General features: G+C 51.8%; 20 protein-coding genes. All 20 read left to right on the plus strand.

The annotated features are described in order from the left end of the window. The first annotated feature begins 2 nt into the window (after positions 1–2). Complete coding sequence (locus QAO71_RS04295) at positions 3–761, plus strand: SDR family oxidoreductase (protein WP_280165327.1); 759 nt, start codon at positions 3–5, stop codon at positions 759–761. 25 nt (positions 762–786) lie between these two features. Beyond that, positions 787–1,392 (plus strand): glutathione S-transferase family protein, encoded by a 606-nt coding sequence (locus QAO71_RS04300; protein WP_280165328.1) that lies wholly within the window; start codon positions 787–789, stop codon positions 1,390–1,392. 23 nt (positions 1,393–1,415) lie between these two features. Then, positions 1,416–2,165, plus strand: a complete 750-nt coding sequence (locus QAO71_RS04305) for a glucose 1-dehydrogenase (protein ID WP_280165329.1) — start codon at positions 1,416–1,418, stop codon at positions 2,163–2,165. Between the two features lie 50 nt (positions 2,166–2,215). Beyond that, a complete protein-coding gene (locus tag QAO71_RS04310) occupies positions 2,216–3,391 on the plus strand; it encodes an SRPBCC family protein (protein ID WP_280165330.1) in 1,176 nt (391 codons plus the stop codon). An 85-nt stretch (positions 3,392–3,476) separates the two neighbouring features. After that, positions 3,477–3,797 carry a putative quinol monooxygenase gene (locus QAO71_RS04315; protein ID WP_280165331.1) on the plus strand — a complete coding sequence of 107 codons (321 nt, stop codon included), beginning with the start codon at positions 3,477–3,479 and terminating at the stop codon, positions 3,795–3,797. 755 nt (positions 3,798–4,552) lie between these two features. Beyond that, entirely contained in the window at positions 4,553–6,196 is a 1,644-nt protein-coding gene (locus QAO71_RS04320) for a DUF1302 family protein (protein WP_280165332.1), read from the plus strand. Between the two features lie 14 nt (positions 6,197–6,210). Next, a complete protein-coding gene (locus tag QAO71_RS04325) occupies positions 6,211–7,542 on the plus strand; it encodes a DUF1329 domain-containing protein (protein WP_280165333.1) in 1,332 nt (443 codons plus the stop codon). Between the two features lie 57 nt (positions 7,543–7,599). Further along, positions 7,600–8,670, plus strand: coding sequence for a YCF48-related protein (locus tag QAO71_RS04330; protein ID WP_280165334.1), 1,071 nt, complete (start codon positions 7,600–7,602; stop codon positions 8,668–8,670). A 5-nt stretch (positions 8,671–8,675) separates the two neighbouring features. Next, entirely contained in the window at positions 8,676–11,189 is a 2,514-nt protein-coding gene (locus QAO71_RS04335; RefSeq protein WP_280165335.1) for an MMPL family transporter, read from the plus strand. A gap of 319 nt (positions 11,190–11,508) precedes the next feature. Further along, a complete protein-coding gene (locus QAO71_RS04340) occupies positions 11,509–12,924 on the plus strand; it encodes a DUF1254 domain-containing protein (protein WP_280165336.1) in 1,416 nt (471 codons plus the stop codon). Between the two features lie 294 nt (positions 12,925–13,218). Continuing rightward, on the plus strand, positions 13,219–14,748 hold the full coding sequence (locus QAO71_RS04345) for a DUF1214 domain-containing protein (RefSeq protein ID WP_280165337.1): 1,530 nt from the start codon (positions 13,219–13,221) through the stop codon (positions 14,746–14,748). 391 nt (positions 14,749–15,139) lie between these two features. Continuing rightward, complete coding sequence (locus QAO71_RS04350) at positions 15,140–16,126, plus strand: thiamine pyrophosphate-dependent dehydrogenase E1 component subunit alpha (RefSeq protein ID WP_280165338.1); 987 nt, start codon at positions 15,140–15,142, stop codon at positions 16,124–16,126. Continuing rightward, the gene (locus QAO71_RS04355; protein ID WP_280165339.1) at positions 16,123–17,112 is read left to right on the plus strand and encodes an alpha-ketoacid dehydrogenase subunit beta; all 990 of its coding nucleotides are present in this window, start codon (positions 16,123–16,125) and stop codon (positions 17,110–17,112) included. The genes QAO71_RS04350 and QAO71_RS04355 overlap by 4 nt, the downstream gene beginning before the upstream one ends. A 21-nt stretch (positions 17,113–17,133) precedes the next feature. Then, positions 17,134–17,364, plus strand: a complete 231-nt coding sequence (locus QAO71_RS04360) for a lipoyl domain-containing protein (protein ID WP_280165340.1) — start codon at positions 17,134–17,136, stop codon at positions 17,362–17,364. Further along, positions 17,364–18,119 carry a 2-oxo acid dehydrogenase subunit E2 gene (locus QAO71_RS04365; protein ID WP_280165341.1) on the plus strand — a complete coding sequence of 252 codons (756 nt, stop codon included), beginning with the start codon at positions 17,364–17,366 and terminating at the stop codon, positions 18,117–18,119. Before QAO71_RS04360 ends, QAO71_RS04365 begins: the two co-directional genes overlap by 1 nt. Positions 18,120–18,151: 32 nt before the next feature. Continuing rightward, a complete protein-coding gene (locus QAO71_RS04370) occupies positions 18,152–18,928 on the plus strand; it encodes an SDR family NAD(P)-dependent oxidoreductase (protein WP_280165342.1) in 777 nt (258 codons plus the stop codon). Between the two features lie 103 nt (positions 18,929–19,031). Then, a complete protein-coding gene (locus tag QAO71_RS04375) occupies positions 19,032–19,751 on the plus strand; it encodes a helix-turn-helix domain-containing protein (protein ID WP_280165343.1) in 720 nt (239 codons plus the stop codon). A 62-nt stretch (positions 19,752–19,813) separates the two neighbouring features. Continuing rightward, positions 19,814–20,266, plus strand: a complete 453-nt coding sequence (locus QAO71_RS04380) for an OB-fold domain-containing protein (protein WP_280165344.1) — start codon at positions 19,814–19,816, stop codon at positions 20,264–20,266. Next, positions 20,263–21,414, plus strand: coding sequence for a thiolase family protein (locus QAO71_RS04385; protein ID WP_280165345.1), 1,152 nt, complete (start codon positions 20,263–20,265; stop codon positions 21,412–21,414). The genes QAO71_RS04380 and QAO71_RS04385 overlap by 4 nt, the downstream gene beginning before the upstream one ends. Before the next feature lie 37 nt (positions 21,415–21,451). Continuing rightward, entirely contained in the window at positions 21,452–22,846 is a 1,395-nt protein-coding gene (locus QAO71_RS04390; protein WP_280165346.1) for an aromatic ring-hydroxylating dioxygenase subunit alpha, read from the plus strand. Positions 22,847–22,866 lie beyond the last annotated feature (20 nt).

A 22,866-nucleotide genomic window follows, 5' to 3' on the forward strand; every position in this document is an offset into this window, starting at 1 on the left:
CCATGGATCTTGGACTTAAAGGCAAGAAAGTTATCATCAACGGTGGTAGCGGCGGTCTGGGCAAGGCTGCACTGGAACTGTTCGCCGCTGAAGGCTGTGATATCGCGTTTTTCTCTCGTGATGAAGCCAAGGTAAACAAATCTGCCGACGACCTGCGCAAACATGGCAACAAGGTGATCGGGGAGGTGGTCGATATTAATGACCAGGAAGCCTATAGAGCCTGGCTGACCTCGGCCTGTGAGCGACTGGGTGGTTGCGACATCTTTATTCATACTGCAAGTTCGTCAGGTGCCCAGGGTACCGGAGACTGGGAGATGACCTTCCGGATCGACATGATGGGTGCCGTCATTGGCTGTGAAACATTGGAGGAAGCCCTGAAGGCCAGCAGCGACGGTAACGTCTTGCTGATGTCGAGTACTGCTGCGGTGGAAACTTTTCTGGTACCGCAGGCCTTTAATGCGCTTAAAGCGGCCATGATTACCTACGGCAAACAGCTGTCGCAGGCATGGGGCCCAGATGGCGTGCGGGTTAATCTCGTTTCTCCTGGCCCCATTGCTTATCCAGGTGGCAACTGGGAGGCGATCAGGGAAGCCATGCCAGAACTGTATGAACAGACAGAATCGCAGATGGCGTTGGGGCGTTTCGGCAACCCGGGCGACGTGGCACGGAGCATGGTCTTCCTTGCAAGCCCAGCGTCCAGCTATACCACTGGGGTCAATCTGGTGATCGATGGCGGCTACACCAAGCGCGTTCAATTCTGAGCCGGGGAAGCAGGGGAGTACTGTTGTGAAACTGTACAATTCGATCGGCCCTAATCCGCGGTTCGTTCGTCTTTTTGCAGAGCTCAAGGGAATTCCTCTTGAGCTGCAAGAGGTGGATATTATTGCTGGCGAAAATCGCCAGCAGGATTTTCTGAAGCTGAACCCCGCAGGCACGACGCCCGTACTGGAGACCGGTTCAGGTGATCTTGTCAGCGAAACCACGGCCATTTGCGAGTATCTGGAAGCGCTGCATCCTACTCCTGCGCTCATCGGGCAAGAGCCATTCAGCCAGGCGGTTACCCGAATGTGGTGGCGGCGACTGGATCTCATGGTTGTCCAACCAATGACCCATGGTTTTCGTGCCGCCGAGGGTTTAGATCTGTTTAAAAACAGGGTAGTCTGTTTCGTAGAGTCTGCGGACGAACTCAAGCAGCAGGTTGTTGATGGCTGGCGCTGGTTTGAAAAATACAGTCCGGGTTCCAGATACCTGCTGGGCGACCAGGTTTCAGTTGTCGACTTGCTGGCCTACTGTTTTGCGGAGTTTGGCGAGCAGGTAGGCCAACCCGTCCCGGCAGACTGCAAAAGATTACATGTCTGGATGCAGACAATGCTGACGCAGTTCAGAAAATAAAATAAGAAAAAGAGGCACTGACGATGTTTACAAGCAAACGAGTTGTTATAACTGGCGCGGCATCCGGTATCGGTCTTGCCACGGCACTGGCATTTGCCCGGCAGGGCGCGCGGTTGTTTTTGGTGGATATAGACCAGGTTCAACTTGATGCTGCCGCCACAGAGGCGCGTAAGCACACAGCCGATGTACATGTTTTCAGGTGTGATCTGACCTCGCCTGAGCAGGTTGGCCAGCTTAAAGAGGAACTCCTCAGCCGCATGGAAGGAATGGATATCCTGTTCAATAATGCCGGTATCGGTGCCAGCGGTGCGTTGACTGCTGATATCGAAGAGGATGAGTTCACCAGCGTTATGGCGGTGAATGTGGTCGCTGTCTGGCGCATGATGAAGCTGGCCATTTCGCTCATGCTGGAGCAGGGTGGTGGTGTCATTATCAATACCGCATCGGCCCTGAGTATTACGGTCATGCCGGGTTCGGCGGCTTACAATGCCAGCAAGCACGCGGTTGCTGCCCTTACCAAAACGGCGACAACCGAGTACGCCCAGCAGAATATCCGAATCAATGCTATCTGCCCGGGGGTCATTCGCACCGCCCTGCTGGCAGCCCGCCCCGATATCAAGGAGCTGGAGCCGCAGTTACTGGCGCTGCATCCGATAGGCCGTCTCGGCAATGTGGAGGAGGTCGCTGAGGCCGTGGTGTGGCTGGCATCGGATAAGGCGAGCTTTGTCCACGGTGCGTTATTTACCGTCGATGGTGGTTGGACGGCCAGTTGATTAATGCCTGGTAGCTGCAATTGCTAGCCTGAGCCAAATAGAGGTGTCACGTGAAAACAGAAAAACAAAAAGCTGATTACAACCATATTGCCGCCAAACTGATTGAGTATGTTGAGCAGCGTTCCACCGATATGGCGGATGGCCAATATCAGGTTGCCAGTGACAGTTATCTGGACGAACAGCGCTGGCGGAAAGAAATGGACAAGATCTTCAAACGCTTGCCCGTGCTGGTGGGCGCTTCTAGTGAGCTGTCTGAGCCCGGCCGCTATGTGACCAGGGATTTTGCCGGTGTACCTCTGCTGATAACACGTTTGCGCGATGGCAGTGTGCGCGTGATGCTCAATGCCTGTGCGCATCGCGGGATGAAGGTGGCGGACGGCCAGGGCAAGTGCGAGAAGTTTGCATGCCCTTACCACGCATGGCTTTACGGGAATGACGGGAGCCTGCAGCGGGTGTATGGCGAAGCCACCTACGGCCAGGTCGACAAGGCAGCAATGTCTCTTACCCAATTGCCCGTACATGAAGAGGCCGGGTTGATCTTTGCGGTGTTGACGCCTGGTGTTGAGATTGACTTCAAGGACTTTTACGGTGAAATGCTGGACGACCTGACTTCTCTGGGGTTTCAGGATTGGCACTATTGCGGTAACCGAGTGATCCAAGGCGCCAATTGGAAAATTGCCTACGACGGCTATCTGGAAGGCTACCACTTTGCTGCGGCCCACCCGAAAACCATCAACGAGCGCACGCATTCCAATGTTATGCAGTTCCATGCTCATGGGCCGCATCAAATGATCGGCTTTCCGCAGCGTACGATCGACAAGTTGCGAGAGGTGCCGGCAGATGAGCTGCACCAATACGAGAATGAGGGGTATGACTTCGTGCGCGCGTTATTCCCCAATACATCCATTTTTGTGGCGCCGGAGATCACGCAGATCGCCCAGCTGATTCCAGGCCCGACGGTCGGTGAAAACACTACCATTTTGCACTTCATCAATCGCAAGGCGCCAGAAACCGATGAAGATAAGCAAGCCAATGAAACCATGATGGATTGGCTGCGTGACGTTGTGCAGGTAGAAGATTATGACCTGGGCTTGAAGGCACAGCAGGGCATGGCTTCCGGAGCACATAAATACATTACCTTTGGGCGTAACGAGAAAGGTAACCAGTATTTTCATCGTTGGCTCGAGTTTTACCTGGGTGAGCGTGATGAAAAGCCAGTGCTGTAATTTGAGAGCAGGTGTCGGCGCTAAATGATGCTGACACCTTCTGGGATGTGCAGATAGGCACGGCTGTAAACAATAAGGACACACAATGAAACAAGCCATTATCGCCCGTTTTGAAGTAGTCGAAAAAGATCTGGACAGCTTCATCTGCTTGGCCAAGGAAGTCATGCCCGCAACGCGCAAGGAGGAAGGCTGTGAGTTGTACTCTTTCTCCCAAGATGTTCTGGAGCCCAATGTTATCTGGATCTGTGAACAATGGGCGTCTGAGCAGGCTCTGAATAACCACTTGCAAGCATCGCATATCCGCGATTTCCTTCAGGCTATTGCGGGCATCAGCTATGAAAGTGTCGACGTTCGCAAATATGAAGTCGACAGTGTCGGCACCATTGTGCCTCCATCTTCAGACTGAATTGTTTTAGCTAGCAATAAACCAGGCATTTAGCAGGTCTTGCGGTGTATTAGAGTACTTTTTCAAAGCACTATGAAGTCGCTAAGACGCGGTCATGAACTAGGTCTGGGGCAGCTAATAAAAGATACACGTATTCACCTAAGTTCAGACGATCAGGCACTTGAGTACTCGATTTAGGGCTAGCGTTTCCCTGGCTCTTTACTTTGGATGCAAGTGCTCTGTCCTTACCTAGAAATATAAAATTAAATCCGGTTGTATGCTTGCACTAGTGAAAAACTTTAAGTAAAATAAAAAAACAAGATTGATCGTTTTGGTGTTGTTTCAATCTTTTGCCTAAAATAAAAAGAAAAAAATAATGAATATAAGTCAATGCGCGAAACGAACGCCGGCGATAAAAATCGTCCCCATTATGTCGAAAGCGTACAGAGATTGCGTTTTTACTGGCGGCAGTTCCCATGCAGGTCATGATGTCAGCAATGCTTCCCCGCCTCTTCAGGGGCAGGAAGCTCCTATCGTGAAAATTCAAAACCATATTTTACCTGATGACAACCTATTCATGCGGAATCGCGTTCGCGATTGCCTCCTTCGTATATTGAGCTGAAATAAAGGTTTCGTACTCGCGGGCATAATATATTTTTATAGGCCTTGCTGAGGAATTGTGGGGGTTTAAAGCTTACCGAACTTTTCGGTAAGTATGGAGAAGTGGAATTAGTAATCAGTACCAAAGAAGTTTCATACAAGAATAGGTGCTTATAATGAAAGGCAAGTGGCGTATATGCAGTATTGCATTAGCGGTGTCTAGTGCAATCAGTATCCAGAATGCACAGGCGATGAGTATTCAAACCGGAAGCCCAGATTGGGAGGCTCGATGGGATAATACAATTCGCTATAACGCTGGCTGGCGATTAAAGAATCGAGACTCTGACCTAGCCAATAACAACGCCAACGACCAGGCTGAGTATCTGTTCGATAAAGGCGACATGATTTCTAACCGAGTGGACCTCTTCTCCGAGCTGGATATCACTTACCAAAACATGATGGGCGGTAGGGTTAGCGTTGCTGCGTGGTACGACGAGCGATACGGTGATGAAGGTGAAAGTCATCCTAGCCTGACAGGCGCGTCGTCTTATCGTGATAATAAGTTTTCGCGATACACGAAACGATATTATGCAGGGCCCTCCGGAGAGTTACTGGACGCTTTTGTTTGGGGAAACTTTCAGGTTGGAGATACCGATCTGGGGTTGATGGTTGGTCGTCATGCCGTTCTGTGGGGTGAGTCGGTCTTCCCGGTGGCGGCTGGAAACTCAGTAGCCTTCGCGCAGACGCCTTCCAATGGCCTTAAGCAAGCGATGTCCCCTGGAGCAACCGCAAAGGAGACGAGCTTGCCCCTAAACCAGATAAGTTTAAACTGGCAGATTATGAATAATGTCTCGCTTTCTGGCTTATATACTCTGGAATGGCGGCAGTCTAGGGTTCCAGAGGGTGGCACCTATTTCGGTCTTAATGATGGTCTTTTAAATGGCCCAGATTTTCTTGCACCAGGGATTCCGTGGGTAGAGTCCGACGAGCCGCAATCGGGTGATTGGGGGGTGAGCGTTCGTTGGCGCCCCTCGATACTCAACGAACCGACACTCGGGTTTTATTATCGGCAATTTGCAGATAAAGGTGCTAGCTGGGCTGCGCAGATGGTCGCGCTTAACGGAGCGCCTGGGGCAAGAACAGTTTATGCTGAAGACATAAAATTAGCTGGCGCAAGCATCGCAACAAACATCGGCCCACACGCGGTAAGTGCAGAGCTTTCCTATCGGATGGACACGCCTTTGGTGTCTATGTCGCCAACATTCACGAGCCCGTCTGACTACGAAGGAGCTCGCGGAAACACTTGGCACTTTCTAATAAACGGCACAACTTTATTTGGCCAAACAGCCTTTTGGGACACGGCCCTATTGCTGGGCGAGCTGACGTATCAACGCCTGGGTACGGTCAAACAGAACAGTAGCCATTACCGTAGTGCTGCCACCATGCAGAGCTGCAGAAGCGACACTGTCGTAAAGGGATGCGCAACCAAGCATGCTTGGCATTTCGCAGCTAACTTCACTCCAACTTGGCAGCAAGTTTTTCCAAGTATCGATATTTCAGCCCCCATCGTTTTGCAGACAGGGCTAAAAGGAAACGCGCCCACAGGCGGAATTAACGAAGGTGGTTCTGTATTGCGGGTAGGCGTCGCCGCAGACTATCAGCGTCGCCATAAGCTAGAGCTTGCTTATACTAATTATTGGGGAAAGTCCAAATTTTTAGGTGGGATGAGTGCCGCCGGACCCTTTGATCAGACAAACGGGCCTTTAGCGGCTCGCGAAGACCGCGACTACGTTTCTTTAACTTACGATTTCAGCTTCTAAATAAGGTGGCAGCTATGTTTGATTTACGTCTTCTTGCAAGCTTTTTTATTGTTGCCTCGACAACTGCCGTCGCGGCTGTCCCACAAGAGCAGATAGATAAGCTCGGTGCTTCTTTAACACCGGTAGGTGCAACTAAGGAGGGTAATGCTGAGGGCACAATTCCTGAGTGGAATAATTCGAATGGATCCGAAAGCTTGTCTGATGAGAAGCCGCTTTTTAAGATTACGGCAGAGAACTTAAGTCAGTACGAAGACAAAGTGAGCGAAGCTACCAAGGAAATGATCCGGCGTTTTCCTGATAGCTTTTATCTCAATGTCTATCCCACCCATCGCACAATGTTTTATCCCGATAAGTTTTATGAGCTTACAAAAATCAACGCTCTCGATTGTACAACTTCAGATGATGGGCTGGCATTGAAGGGATGTTTCGGCGGTGTGCCTTTCCCATTTCCGAAAAGCGGCTATGAAGTAATGTGGAACGTAACGACTGCGCCGAAGCCGCCTCACTACAAGAATCGAACGCAAGGCGTGATTCTCGATTCCAGTGGCACTCCCGTGCAGGCAGCCATTCAGGAAACGTGGGTTGACTCTCCTTACCATGACTTAAGTAGTTCTCTGGAAGAATATGAGAAGAACGGCCATCGTTATTTTCGCGCAAGCATCAAGCAGGTTGCTCCAGCACGTATTGCAGGTGACGCCAACATGATAACTTACACTTCCAATCCCACCGAGTCCAAAAATCAGGGATGGCAATATCAGCAAGGCAACCGTCGTGTACGGGTCAATCCACAGGCTGAGTATGACTTTCCTACGGTGGTTTCCGGTGGGGCAGCATTCTACGACGAAACAGGTCTGTTTATGGGCAAAATGGACAAGTTTGACTTTACCCTCGTTGGAAAGAAAGAAATATACATTCCTTATAATACCGAGATGACCCGTAATGCGAGTGTTGCTGACTTCGCGGCCTCGAAAAAACACCCTAATCCGGAAGTCGTGCGCTGGGAGCTGCATAGAGTATGGGTGGTCGAAGCAAAACTTAAACCGGGCGAGCGTCATGCTTCTGCCAAGCGCGTTTATTATATCGATGAAGATTACTACGGCGCTGGGCTAATGGACTCATGGGATGCGGCTGGTAATTTCCACAAGCTATCTTGGGCGATCAGCAGCATGGACTATGCTCACGGATGGCCGAGCGGAGGCTCTCAGGTGTGGATCGATCTGACCACCGGCGTCAGCTACATAAACGTAATGACCAATTTTGCGGGTGCTGGAAAATTTCCTCAAAATGAGGTGTTACCTGCCAGTACTTGGACACCTGAAGGTCTTAGTCGTAGATCTTCTCGATAGGCATTTTGGTAAGTTGCAGGATTTGAACGCCTGCAGCTTAACCGGACTGGAGTTTTTATGTCTAAATTTAAGTTTGGCACAGCGGCAATCATTATGGCCCTGTCGATGACAAACAATGCGGCTGAAATCAACGTTATTTATCCTTTGGATAAGCCGGCTGAATTTTCGCATCGTGCGATTATGAGCCGGCTGACGGACGTTGTAACCGCTCCGGGTGGTCGGGTAGTGGTGGTAGGAGAGCGTGGCCACATTTTATATACCGACAATCTAGGTTCTGATTGGACACAAGCACTGGTGCCGGTTAGTTCAGATTTGGTGGCAGTGGCCTTTAGCGATCAAGACCACGGCTGGGCCGTTGGGCACGACGGAGTCGTACTCAAAACTACTGACGGTGGCGTCAACTGGGAAATGGTCCTTAATGGGAGAACTTACGGCGATATTCTTGTTAGCTTTTATGAGCGTGCGCTTGCTCAAGACTCTAATAACGAAAAGGCCGAAAGAGCACTCGCAGAATCTCAGCGCTTTCAAGATGAGGGAGCTGATAAACCCTTCTTAGATGTTTTTTTTGAAGATGAGCATAACGGCTGGGTAGTCGGCGCTTTTAATTTGATTCTAAAAACCTCCGATGGCGGAGAAACCTGGGAGCCTTGGGTAGACCGTACTGATAACCCTATGTCCTATAGTTTTTTTTCCATTGAGCGGGTGGGGACGGATATATATATCGCAGGGGAACTCGGTCTGTTACTTCGTCTCGATCGTGAGCAAGACAGATTTTTGGCACTTGACACACCCTACGAAGGGAGCTTTTTCGGTCTCGCTGGGAACAATAGAACGCTAGTAGCTTATGGGTTACGCGGGCAGGCTTTTTTTTCTGGGGATAGAGGAGAAACTTGGTCTCATGTTGAGACTGGGTTGCGCAGTGGCATTGTCGATGGCCAGTTTCTGCAAGACGGGCGCGCTATTTTAGCAGCGAGCGATGGAGAAATGGTAGTTGGTGATGCAAGACATGCTCGGTTTAAACCATTCTCTGATGAACGACGTGTTGCGCTGAGCGCTATTAGCCAAGTTAATGCCGACACCCTGTTACTTGTGGGTGCAAACGGGGCCCGTTCGGTCAAGCTGCATTAGGCCGATTGATCAACAAACTGGAGTACATAGAAATGGCCGGAGTACGGCAGCATAACCAGAACGACTTCCCTGTTATCACTGATCCCAGAAAATTTGATGAGTCTACCGGTGGGATATTGGAGCGATTCGTTTTCAACAATCGTGCGCTTCTGCTGCTTGGTTTTTTTGCGTTGACTCTTTTTCTGGGGAAGCATGCACTCGATCTGAAGATAAACGCGAGTTTTGATAGGATGATCCCAACAGGGCATTCCTACATAAAAAATTTCTTGGAAAATCGAGATGAGCTCAAAGGCCTTGGCAACACTATTCGAATAGTTGTTGAGGCAAAACAGGGAGATGTTTTTGATCCGGAATATTTAGAGACGCTGAGAAAAGTGAATGACGCGGTGTCTACACTCCGTGGTGTAGATCGGCCGTGGGTTAAGTCTCTTTGGTCTCCCACAGTACGTTGGTCTGAAGTCACCGAAATCGGTTATGATAGCGGACCTCTTATGCCGGACCGCTTTGACGGTTCGCCGCAGGCAATAGATGCGCTGCGAGTGAATATCGCCAGAGCGGGCGTTGTTGGGCAACTGGTAGCAAGCAATTATCAATCAAGTGCAATAGTAGCGCCTCTGCTCGACGTGTATCCAGACAACAAGGAAGATTTAGACTATTTTAAGCTTTCGCGTGAACTGGAAGCTAATGTTAGATCCCTCGGAAATGAGCACGTAAACATTCGTATCATTGGGTTTGCCAAAGTAGCTGGTGATCTGATCGAAGGCCTTTGGCAAGTCATGAGTTACTTTGCTATCTCGGTACTGATTGCCTCTTTATTTGTGTTTTTGTTTACTCGCTGCGTACGAAGCACATTATTACTTGTATCTGTTTCTTTGTTAGGCGTTGTCTGGCTCCTTGGTGTAATGAAGTTATTAGGGTTTGTACTAGATCCTTTTTCAATCTTAGTTCCATTTTTAGTGTTTGCGATAGGTCTTTCCCATGGCGCACAGAAGATGAACGGGATTATGCAGGATATTGGGAGAGGAACCCATCGGTACGTCGCGGCTAGATATACCTTTCGTCGTTTGTTCTTGGCGGGGTTGACCGCACTGTTGGCCAATGTAGTTGGTTTCGCAGTACTGATGCTCATTGATATACCCGTGATTCGAGACTTGGCATTCGCCACGAGTATAGGTGTCTCAATATTGATTCTAACCAAGTTGATTCTAATTCCAGTAGCCTTATCGTATGTTGGCGTAGACCGGCGCGCGGCCGTACGCAGTATTCAGAAAGACACTAATCTATCTGAAGTTGGCTTGATGGCCAGTTTTTGGAACTTCTTCTCAAGTTTTACAGTTCGGCCTCGTGCAACGGCGGCGGTGATGATTGGGCTTACCGTAGGCGTTATAGCCTTTGCTGTAAGCTTTCAAGTCAAGATAGGTGATCTTGATGCTGGAGCGCCTGAGCTACGCCCAGACTCTCGTTACAATCAAGATAACGCTTATATAAACGCTAACTATGGGATGTCCTCAGACCAGTTTGCGGTAATAGTTAAAACAGAAGAAGGGGGTTGTGCGGCGTACGAAACTCTATTGGAAACCGGCAGGCTTGCGTGGGCACTTGAGCATGTCCCTGGCGTGCAGGCAACGTCTTCATTCTACGACCAGGTCGTTCGAGGATTGCAAGGAACAAACGAGGGGAACCCTAAATGGGCATCGCTATACAACCAGAGCAACGCCGTCGGCACGGCTGTGCAGCGTATTAGTGCGGACAATCCGGGCGCGTTCAATACTAAATGCTCTGTTGCGCCTTTAGTGGCTTATTTGTCTGATCACAAGGCTGACACTCTCAGTCGAGTATTGGATGAGGTGGAAGCTTTCGCTGCAGAGCATAACCAGCCAGGGCTGCAGTTCCTCCCTGCGGCTGGCACGGCAGGAATTCAAGCTGTCACTAATATAGTGGTGAGGAAAGCAAACGTAAAAATATTGGCGGTGCTTTACGTGGTTACAGCGGTGCTCTGCTTCATCACCTTCCGCAGTTGGCGAGCGGTGGTGGTAGCGATGGTCCCTTTAATCATCACTTCCTTCCTGGCTGAGAGTATCATGGTCTGGCTGGATATAGGTATAAAGGTATCCACTCTTCCCGTCATTGCGCTGGGTGTTGGAGTAGGTATTGACTACGCTCTATATCTTTTAAATGTACAACTCGGCCATCAACGCGCTGGCTATAGTCTGTCGCAATCTTATCGTAGCGCTTTGATGTTTACTGGAAGAGTGGTGGCATTGATCGGTGTTACTATGGCTGCGGGAGTCGCCACATGGGTCTGGTCGCCCATCAAGTTTCAAGCAGATATGGGTATACTTCTGACCTTTATGTTTTTGTGGAATATGCTGGGTGCGCTTATTCTTATTCCGGCCCTGTCTCACTTCTTGCTCAATGATAAGTATTTCATTAAACGAGCTGCCGTATCTGCTCCAGCGGCGGGAACAGTAAGGTCGTCGCTTCCTGAGGGTGAGACTTGCAGTTTAACTAATACCTGACAAGTAACGACCCGTCGCTCAGAGTGAATTATGCGCATGATAGCTAAACAGCAGACCTCTCCATTAAGTTATCTTTCTTGTTGTAAGGGGGGGCGCTGTTTTGGTGGCGCTGAATTATGTTCTACGCGACCCCTTGTGGTAAGGAAGAGTCGGAGAGCGAGGTAAGGAATGCTTGGGCAATGGAATGGCGCATTGGCTGCGCGTACTTGAAGGACCGAGAGCCACAAAGTGCCAGACCTACTAGCGCAATACCATAAGTTTTATGCAGATTCAATGGGTGTTTTTTCTGGAAAAATCAAGTTTAAGGTGGGGTGTTGTAATGTTGAAAACAGTTTCTTTGATTGGGCTCTGCTTACTTTCAGCATCATCAATGGCTGAAATGCGAATTTATGATGCAACAAAAGCAGACCAACTGCTTGAAGCTCAGGGTGAAGACATTTTCCCCGTTGATGAAAAAGCGAGGCGCATTTGGCTTAAGAGCAGGGCGTTTGAAGCGGCAGTCTTTGGACGGTCGGCTGTACTGACTTATAAACAGATGCATGAGCAGGCGATTGATCTCCAGTCACCTTCATATATAGGGTTCAATCGTTTTGAACACGGTCGGGATTTAGCGGGTCCGGGGTATAAAGTGTTTAAGACGCCGAACGCTGATACTTTATATTCAAACGCTTATCTAGATCTTACGGCCGGCCCAATTCTTTTAACGGTGCCCTCTACAGGCGGGCGGTATTACACCGTCAACTTTTTGGATATGTATGGTAACGCAACTAATATCAGCGCCCGCACCCATGGGACGGCAGGCGGTAAGTATTTAATTGCGCCTACAGACTGGCAGGGAGAAGTGCCGGCGGATGTGACGCTTTTTCGAGTTGCGCAGCCATATATGTGGATATTGATGCGAGTAGCAGTATCGAGCACCGTGGAACTACCCGCTGCTCGAGAAACACAAGAAAAGTTTGTGCTCGACGGAATAAGCACGCAACCTCACGAAAACCTCTATCCTACGCCTGCAGTGGACGGTGATCCTGCATCGTTTCTCAAGGTGCTTGACTGGGTCGTCGAACATGCCGGAGTTTCGCGAACTGAGCGTGCTCATGTTGCGGGCTTTGGGGTCTTAGGCGTGGGCGGTGGCCGCTCTGTAGAGGAGGTTATCCAGGATAAAGTTTCAAAAGAAGCAATTGTCGAGGGTTTTAATGAAGCGGAGGATGTTATTAAACGAAGCTTGGGGCCGCATGGTACTTCAGCTGGTGGGGGGTGGCGTTACGTAGCGGATCTTGGACGCTTTGGGCACAACTACCTCACCCGCGCGGTGGTAAACACGTTGGGCACAGGGGCAAATGTAAGAAGAGAGAATTTTGCGTTTACAAACTTCGAGGATGCCTCCGGGGCGCCTTTAGATGGCTCCAAGTATGCATATACGTTGCGCTTTGAAACGCCACCTCCAAGCGAGTTTTTTTGGTCAGTCACTGTGTATGATCGCGAAACCCAAGAGTTGGTACCAAATAGAGACTCCAAATATCTCGTTGGAAGCAACACGCCTGATTTACGTCTAGAAAAAGATGGTGCGATTGTGATTCATCTTTCGAAGGACGCTAGTGGCTCAAATGATCTTCCTATACCAGATGGCCCGTTCTATCTCGCGCTGAGAGCCCAGGGGCCGCTCCCGGAGCTGCTTTCCGGTGATTGGCAGCCTTCTCCGATTCGCGCAGTTGAAGCTGGAAACGCGCAGCCGTAAAGCCGGATTGACTCATCTGGCACCTTTATTTTACAGGAGCACTAACGATGCCGGGGCGGGGCGGTTTGAATACAAAAGTCACAGCACGGCCAAAGCCCCCCTCGGCTGCCATTATAAATGATGGTGCCGTGTGCGCACCTAGGTGTAATGGCATTATTTGCGGATGGCGCTCGCAACTGGGCTTACGCTAATTAGAAATAGTGCGGTTAGCTTTGGTTCATATCTTAGGCTGCTTTGGTATGGGTTGATCATGCATTTGCCAGATGTAGGAACTATTGTTAAAGGATACAAACGATGATAAACAAACGGTGGTCGCTCCCGGTAAAACAAAACTACCGCTCTGGGATGCTCATTTTTGCACTGCTATTTAGTACTCCAGCAGCGTATGGTAGTCATCCGGTCTTTACTGAAACAACTACAGCATCTGAACAGTTTTCACGTATCTCGCAGTTGTCCACCAATGCCGATATTTTCGACGGCACGACAAGCGACCCATATCTTCTTGCGTTTCGTGCCTATATATGGGGGTACCCACTTGTCGAAGCGGCGAAAATTCGTATGGCCCACACTAATCCAGATGATCCGTTCGTGAAGCGCCCACAACCCAGTATGGCGGCTGCATTGAATCATCTCGGAAATGCGCGCTATCTCATGGGGCCTGAGTTTCGCCACGGCGTAGGCGTAAATAACGATACCATTTATACTGTAGGCTGGTTTGATATGTCGGATGAGCCTTGGGTGCTTGAATCACCCGACTTTCAGGACCGATATTATACGTACTCGATCTATCGCTCCGACTCTTCAACGGTCGACTCCATTGGGCAGCGCACCCATGGCGGAAAGCTGCCTCCTGTCTTCCTGTACGGGCCACATTATCAAGGTGAGATTCCAGAGGGAATGTTGGGCGTTCATGTATCTACCCGCTATTTGGACCTGGCTGGACGAATCCTTGCAACGGGAACAGATCAAGATTATGCCGAAGTGCATCGTCTGCAGAATCAAATCCAGATGCGCCCTTATAGCGCCTACCTCACCAATAAGCCGGCCCCTCGGCAGGCACCTAGACAAATCCGGCTCGACGCCGGCGTAGACGCATACGATGAGAATCTTCGCTTCTATGCGCAACTTGGCAATGTCCTCCGCGACTGGGTGGCGCAACCTGGTGAAGCGAGCCTAATCGATTCCTTTCAAGCCATTAACCTGAGTCGCGAGGGTTTTACTATCGCAGGATTGGATGATTCTGCGCTGGATGGTATGCGCCAAGCCGCGGCTGACGCTCAATTGCTAATCAATCAAAAATCTCTCGACTTGGGAGCGTCCAATAATGGATGGACGACAAATTATAGCGGGTCGCGATTCGATGACAATTATCTGCTTCGTGCCGCCGTCGCCAAGGATCAAATATTCGTAACGATCCCTGAAGAGGCTATTTATCCCGTCGCCCGCACAGACTCAGAGGGAGATCTATTGAAAGGATGTAATGTATATAGGATCAGCTTCAAATCGAAAGATCTGCACCCTGCAAAAGGTTTCTGGTCAATAACTCTGTATAACGACCAAGGCTACATGATAGAAAATTCGATCAATCGATACTCTATTGGTGATCGCACGCCTGAGCTGATGGCCAATGCGGAAGGAGATGTGGTAATTCAGTTGCAACATACGGAGCCGATGGAAGGTCAGCAGGTAAATTGGTTGCCTACACCCGCGGAAGATGATTTCTATCTGATGATGCGCCTATATATCCCAAAGCAGCAGGTGCTCGACAGAAGTTGGCAGCCACCGGCGGTTGAACGTGTGTCAAATGAGTGTCGGACGCAATAACCCAACCAAGTACACGGTGCGCCATTAAAAAGCCTCAGCCAGGGACCGGTTCCCGAGGCTTTATAGTGGTTAACTGATACAGGAAACTGAGATGGGTAGTATGTACTGCCCTGAATCACAACGGCATTCGATGAATGCCCTCTCGGATGAGTGGTGCCCTAGGTTGTCCATAGCTATGCGGGGCAGTGCTTTGCGGCGTTCAGGCGAGCAAATGTTGGCTCTCGTCATGTCTCCCATTCAGAGCTGAGCCCGCCACGAACCTCGATGTGATTCTTTGCTTGCAGTAAAGAGGGGATGCGTTTAGTATTAAAAAAAACAGCGCTGTTGGTTTTAAACCTTGGTTTTTTGCTGACAGCTCGGGTCAACAAGAAGTGAATAATGCGAGGTAACCATGACTGATGCCAAAGCGCCTGACAGGTCGCAGCTGCTGGAGATATATCGCAAGGCGAATTTGATCAAGACGGCAGATGATCGCTTTATCGAACTTATCAAAGCCGGGAAAATTGCATCTCCCTATTATTCGACCCGCGGTCAGGAAGTGGTGCCCTCTGCAATGTCCGTGAATCTGCGTAAAGATGATTACGTGATTACCACCTACCGGGGTATTCATGATCAGTTGGCCAAAGGGATCCCCCTGAAACCCTTTGTCGCCGAGTTCATGGGTAAGGCGACGGGTACCTGTAAAGGAAAGGGCGGTCCAATGCATATTACGCATCTCGAGTCCGGCTTGCCGGTCACCACAGGCGTGGTGGGTTCGGGACTGCCGATTGCCAATGGTCTGGCCTGGGCTGCACAGATCCGTGGTACTGATCAGGTTACTGTATGCAACTTCGGTGACGGTGCCAGCAATATTGGCGCTTTCCATGAGGCACTCAATCTCGCGTCTGTATGGAACCTCCCAGTTATTTTTGTCTGCCAGAACAACGGCTATGCAGAACACACCAAGTACGAATACGGCACTGGTGCGAAAGCCATTGTGGATCGGGCTATAGGCTATGGCATGCACGGGATTCAGTGCGACGGCAACGACCCTGTGGCCATGTATAAGGCTGCCAATGAAGCTGTTCAGCGTGCTCGTACCGGAAAAGGGCCGACATTGGTGGAGGCCAAGACCTTCCGCTTCCGCGGTCATTTGCTAGGTGACGACGGGCATTACATCCCCAAGCCGGAAATGGATGCAGCCATTGCAGCCGATCCCATGCCGCGCTTTCGGGCCTGGTTGATTGAGCAAGGTCACGCTTCCGATGAGGAGCTGGCCGCGATAGAGAACAATAACCGGGATGAATTCGAAGAGGCGGTAGAGTTTGGTCTGTCCAGTCCCTTTCCGGATGTAGCTGAATTGGCACTCGACGTGTATGCAGAGAAGGTGAGCGCATGAGCAAGGCAAAAAAAATCAACTGTTCAGTCGCGATCAATATGGCTCTGCATGATGCCATGCAACTGGATGATAGGGTTCTGGTGCTGGGTGAGGATGTGGCTGACCGTGAGGGTGGCGGAGTTTTCAAGTGCACTGCAGGCTTGAGTGAAGCCTTTGGGACCGACCGAGTCAAATCCACACCGATTGCCGAGCAGGCGATCATGGGTGCGGCGGTGGGTAGTGCTCTGGCGGGTATGCGTCCGGTAGCGGAAATCATGTTGATGAACTTCATGACTGTGGCCATGGATCAGGTAGTCAACCATGCAGCCAAGCTGCGCTTCATGACTGGCGGCCAAACCCATGTGCCATTAACCATCCGCACCACAACGGGTGCTGGATTTGGTACCGGTGGCCAGCATGCAGATTACCTGGAAGCCTGGTTTGCCCATACGGCCGGGATGAAAGTGGTAGCACCTTCAAATCCTGCTGACGCCTACGGTTTGCTGCTGTCATGCATTTTTGACGACGACCCCTGCTTGTTCATTGAAAGCCTGCCGCTGTACTTCGCCTTGGGCGAAGCTCCGGTGCCGGGCGAGCGAATTCCGCTGGGCAAGGCCAAGGTGGTGCGCGAGGGCAGTCATGTGACGGTTGTCAGCTATAGCCGCACCATGGTCGAAGTGAACCAGGTGGCTCAGGAGTTGGAGAAGCAGGATATCTCTGTCGAGGTTATTGATCTGCGTACCATCTCGCCGCTGGATATGGACACCATTCTGACTTCGGTGGCCAAGACGGGGCGCCTGGTGGTAGCCCACGAGGCTCAGGTGGACTTTGGCGTCGGGGCAGAAATTGCCACGCGGGTACACAAGGAACTGTTTGGTCAGCTCAAGGCGCCGGTTGCTCGGGTGGGGGCTGCACGTTCGCCGGTACCGTTCTCCAAGGCGCTGGAGGATGAGTTTATCCCAACCAGGCAGCGTATTACCGATGCGGTATTTGAAGCGCTTAAATAAAAAACAGAATGGAATGATCTTATGGCTACTGAAATTCTTCTCCCCAAGCTGGGTTTTTCTGTAAACGAGGCGCTGCTGACCGAGTGGTTGGTGGCAGACGGTGCAACGGTAAGCAAGGGCGACATTCTGTACGCACTGGAAAGCGAAAAATCAGTGCAGGAGATCGAGGCCCCGGCGGATGGTACCTTGCGCATCATCAAGGAAGCCGGCGAAACCTACGATGTGGGCACGGTGATCGGAGAGCTGATTTGATGAGCAGCACACCCACCAAAGTCTGGCCAGCCACGCTGCCGCCCATGCCGGAGGTGGACTTCAGCCAGTTCGGTGAATTCGAACTGGCAGAGCTGTCCCGCCACCAACAGTATGCGGGAGCCTTCCTGGCGCGTAACTGGGCGCAGATTCCCCATGTGACACATAACGATGAAGCGCCGGTGGATGCCCTGAACGCGTTTCGCCGTGATTACGGCAAGGAAATTGGACGTAAGTTGACGTCGTTGCCGTTTCTGGTCAAGGCACTGGTGAACACCCTGGAGGAGTTCCCGGTCTTCAATTCGTCGATCTCGTCCGACGGCAAACAGTTGGTAATGAAGCAGTACTTCAACGTCGGGATTGCGGTGGAGACTGATAAGGGACTCCTGGTACCGGTGATTCGGGATGCAGATAAGAAATCGCTGAGCGAACTGACCGATGAGCTGATCGACAAAGCGTCGCGGGCACGTGCCAAGGGGCTGCCGATTGGCGAGATGTCGGGTGGTTGCATGACCATCAGTTCGCTTGGCTCCATTGGTGGCACTTCATTTACTCCGATCATCAATGCGCCTGAAGTGGCCATCCTTGGAATCACCCGTGAGTTTGAGCGGGTGGTATTGGTGGGCGGTGAGGTGAGTACTCGGCGTTATGTTCCCTTGTCGTTGAGCTATGACCATCGGGTAATCAATGGTGCGGATGCAGCTCGCTTCTGTCGCTTCTATGCCGGCCAGTTGGAACACCCAGAACGGTTGATCTGAAGGCGTTTGTCATCAGATGAGGACAATTATAAATGAAAGATGTTATTGAACAGTTTTCTCTCAAGGGGCGGGTGGCTTTAGTAACCGGTGCAGGCAGCGGGCTGGGTAAGCATTTCGCCAGCACACTGTCGCGCGCTGGCGCCACTGTGGTGTGCGTTGGTCGGCGGCTGGAGCCAGTTACGGCAGTTGCCCAGCAGATCCGGGATACGGGTGGTCAGGCGCTGGCATTGAGTATGGACGTAACCGATCCGGACAGTATCAAGGAAGGGTTTGCCAGTATTCAGCAACAGTACGGCCCAGTCGATGTGCTGGTTAATAATGCTGGGCTGTCCAACCCGACTGCGTTCGAGGAAATGACCCGCGACCAGTGGACTTCGCTGGTGGATGCTAACCTGTCCGGACCCTTTTATGTCGCCCAGGAAATGGCCAAGCGCCTGATCGCGGCGGGCAAGCCGGGCAGTATTGTCAATATCGCGTCGATTCTCGGGCATTTGGCACGGCCCAAATTCATCAATTATGGCACCACCAAGGCTGCTGTGATTCATATGACGCAGTACATGGCGCTGGATCTGATGCCCTATGGTATTCGTGTCAATGCGCTTGCTCCGGGGTACTTTCCCAGTGAAATGACCAATCCCTTTTATGAGTCGGAAGCTGGTCAGCGTGAAATTGCGGTATTGCCTATTCAGCGTCTGGGGCGGCATGAGGAATTGAACGGACCGTTACTGCTACTGGCCAGTAACGCCGGTAGTTACATGAGCGGCACTGTGGTTACTGTGGATGCGGGGCACTCAGTAAAGCTGACGTAGCTTGCTTGAAATAAAAGACCTGTTTGTTTGTTTGTGGTCTATACTGTAAGCCGATATGTTAATTTGTGCCATGTACGAATAAGGCCAAGCGCAAGGAAAATTCATGGAAAGCCAGAGTGCAATCGTCAAACCCAGCATCCGTCGACCAGGGCGCCGCTCCAAGGCGGGCCATGGTAGTTGGCAGGCTGAAAAAAGTCATTTGATGCGTATGCATATCCTGGATGCCACCATGCTGTGCCTGGTCAATATCGGTTATAGCCAGACCACCACGGAGAAAATTGCCAAGCAAGCGGGGGTTTCCCGTGGTGCCATGACCCATCATTTCAAGTCTCGAGCTGATGTGTTCAATGCTGCCGCTGAGCACATCACGGATATTCGGGTAAAGGAATATGACGAGGCAATTCGGGGGGTGACACAGAAGTCGGGTAGTTTCCCTGCCGAAGAGAGTATGCGTGACACCATTACCGCGTTGCAGAGTTATTACATGAAGCCGTCATTCCTGGCTTTTCAGGAACTGGTACGGGGTGCGCGTACTGATGAGCAACTGCAGGAAGTGATGGAGCCGTTGGAAAACTCGTTGGATGAGCGGATGTCGCACAGCATGGTGACGCGTTTTCCGATCTGGGCTGACGAGGATATGCGAGAAGTGGGTGAAGCACTGCGTGACTTGATCATGCATTCCTTGCAGGGTGTGGCCATGAACCCGGCGCCTTACTTGCAAGGAGATCGTTTGCAGCGCTTGCATGGGTTACTGGTCGCAACGGCTATGGCGCAGTTCGAGCGGGTCTATGAGGCACGGCAGGAAAGAGCGGCGTCAATCTGACGATCGCTTGCTTTATTTTATAAAAACAATCTAGTTGGTTTAAATAAAACAGGATTGGATATATGAGCGGCAATCTATCTATAGAGCAGGTGACCGGGCACCTACTGGGTTCGGGGGAGGCGGGACCGGCATTGCTGGGTAGCCGCTGTCTGTCCTGCAGTGAGCATTATTTTCCAGTGACCAGCAGTTGCACCCGGTGCTGCGGCACTGAACTTGGCGCATGCACGCTTGGTGGACAGGGTGTGCTCTGGTCCTGGACTGTCCAGGGATTTCTCCCCAAATCGCCCTATAACAGCGGTGAGTCAGCAGAAAGCTTCCAGCCCTACGGTGTGGGTTATATCCAGTTGCCCTGTGGCCTCAAGGTGGAGAGCCGTTTGACCTGCGCAGATCCGCAACAGTTGCAGATCGGTATGCCCATGCAATTGGTTGAGGTGGGTTACGGCCAGAGTGAGGGGCGCGAATTGCGCACCTTTGCTTTTGCCCCCGCTGACTGTGCTGTACAGGAGACGCAATGATGGAACAGATCGCAATCATCGGCATCGGTATGCACCCCTTTGGGCGTACCGATGGTATGTCTGGCCAGGCGCAGGGCGCTTATGCGGTGCGTCAGGCATTGCAGGATGCCAACGTCAACTGGGATCAAGTTGGGATCGCCTACGGTGGTAGTCAGGATGCCGGTAATGCGGATGCATTGTCGAACCACCTTGGCCTTACCGGACTGCCCTTTATCAACGTCGCTAATGGCTGTGCCACTGGCGGCAGTGCGTTGGCCAGCGTGGTCTCGGCGTTGCAGGCGGGTACTGCCGATCTCGGTGTGGCGGTGGGCTTCGATAAACATCCTCGTGGGGCGTTCAATCCACGGCCTGCTGATTGGGGGCTGGAGGATTGGTACGGCGAAACCGGTCTGATGCTCACCACCCAGTTTTTTGCCCTGAAAACCCAGCGCTATATGCATGAGCATGGTATTTCCGAGGATGCGCTGGTGCGGGTCGCCCAACGCGCCTTTCGTAATGGCTCCATCACACCCCATGCCTGGCGTCGGCGTGAGCTGAGCTACGACGAAATCGCCCAATCGATGCCGGTGAACCTGCCGCTGCGCAAGTATATGTTCTGTAATCCTGCTGAAGGTGGAGCGGCGCTTGTGCTGTGCCGCGCCAGCGAGGCCCATCGATATACCGATCGCCCAGTACTGGTGCGAGCAGCGGTGATGCGTACCCGACACCATGGCTCCTTCGAGGTGTTCAGTCCCGCGTTGGCCGCGGAGATGGCGCCGGCCCCTACGGTGACTGCGTCCCGGGCCGCCTACGAAGAAGCGGGAGTCGGCCCCGAAGATATTGATGTCATCCAGCTGCAGGATACCGACAGCGGCTCGGAAATTATTCACCTTGCCGAGAACGGCTTCTGTGAGCACGGCGAACAGGAACGGCTGTTGCGTGAGGGGGCAACCGATATCGATGGGCGTTTTCCGGTGAATACCGATGGTGGCTGTCTGGCCAATGGTGAGCCGGTCGGCGCCTCCGGACTGCGGCAAGTGGTGGAAGTCTGTCAGCAACTGCGTCAACAGGCTGGGCAGCGCCAGGTTCCCGGTGCGCCACGCCTTGGTTATACCCACGTATACGGTGCGCCTGGTGTCAGTGCGGTCACCATTCTGGAAGCGCCATAACTATTGGCCTACGTATAAAAATAAAGAGGGCAAGATCATGAGCAATCTTAAACAAGCCAAGTTCACGGTGCTGCCGCCGGAAGATGTCGGCAACCCCAACCTGTTTCAGCAGTTACTGAAGGAAGAAAAGGTACCCGTGCCCGACCGGCTGCAACCCAACCACCCAGGCTTCACTGATGAAGACCTGTCGGTAGAGCGTTACAGCTCCCGCTGGTTCCATGAACTTGAGGTGGAAAAACTGTGGCCTAAAGCCTGGCAAATGGTCTGTCGTGCCGAGGATATCCAGAAGCCGGGCGACCACGTGGTGTATGACATCGCCAACCAGTCGATTATTGTCATGCGCGGCCAGGACGATGTGATTCGTGGTTTTCATAACTCCTGTCTGCACCGCGGCCGCGCGCTACGCATGGGCGGCGGCGCGGTAAACCAGTTGCGCTGTCCCTTTCATGGCTTCACCTGGGACTTGCAAGGCGAGTTCAAGTCGATGCCTACCGTCTGGGACTTCAAACACATGTCTCCCTGTGAAATGAAGTTGCCACAGGTCAAGGTGGATACCTGGGCTGGTTTCGTGTTTATCAACCCTGATCTGGATGCGGCACCGCTGAGCGAACATCTGGATGTGCTGCCGGAGCACTTTGCTGATTACAGTATGGATCGTTCGGTATCCATTGCCCATGTGCAGCGCCGCATGTCATGCAACTGGAAGGTGGCGCAGGAAGCCTTCATGGAGTCCATGCATACCCGTGCTACCCACCCACAGATCATGACCTTTACCGGTGATATTGACAGTCAGTATGACATGTACGGCGACAATATCAGCCGCAGTGTTACGCCGATGGCAGTGACCAGTTCCAACCTGAGTGATGTGGAAGAGGCGCTGATTCTGCATGACATTTTGGAGGAATCCGGGCGTATGGCTGATTCCGACGCCAGCAAGCACGTACTGCCCGAGGGCATGACTACCCGTGAATATATTGGTGAGCTGAACCGTCAGATATTTTCTGAAGCCTCTGGTGACGACCTGTCGCAGGTGACGCTGGCTGAGCTGCAGGATGCCATCCTCTATTCGATTTTCCCTACTACCCAAATATGGGCAGGTTACTTCGGCAATATTGTCTATCGTGCCATCCCCGATGGCGATAACCATGAAAGCTGTCTGTTCGATGTCTGGTTGCTGGGTCGACACAAGAAGGACGAGCCATGCCCTCCCGGTGCGCGGCTGAACCGACTGCCTGATGATCTGGACTTCTCCAAGGCGCCGGAGCTGGGTGCGCTGGGGCCCGTATTCGATCAGGACATGAGTAACCTGGATGCGATGACCAAAGGATTGAAGGCCTCGAAGAAAGGTGCCGTCAGTCTGGCCAGCTATCAAGAGAGCCGTATTCGCCATCACCATCTGACGCTGGACAAGTACCTGGGGCTCGACAAGTAGTCCGTTTCCCCCGCCCGGTG

It is taken from the genome of Halopseudomonas sp. SMJS2 (genome assembly GCF_029866945.1).
GTDB classification, from domain to species: domain Bacteria; phylum Pseudomonadota; class Gammaproteobacteria; order Pseudomonadales; family Pseudomonadaceae; genus Halopseudomonas; species Halopseudomonas bauzanensis.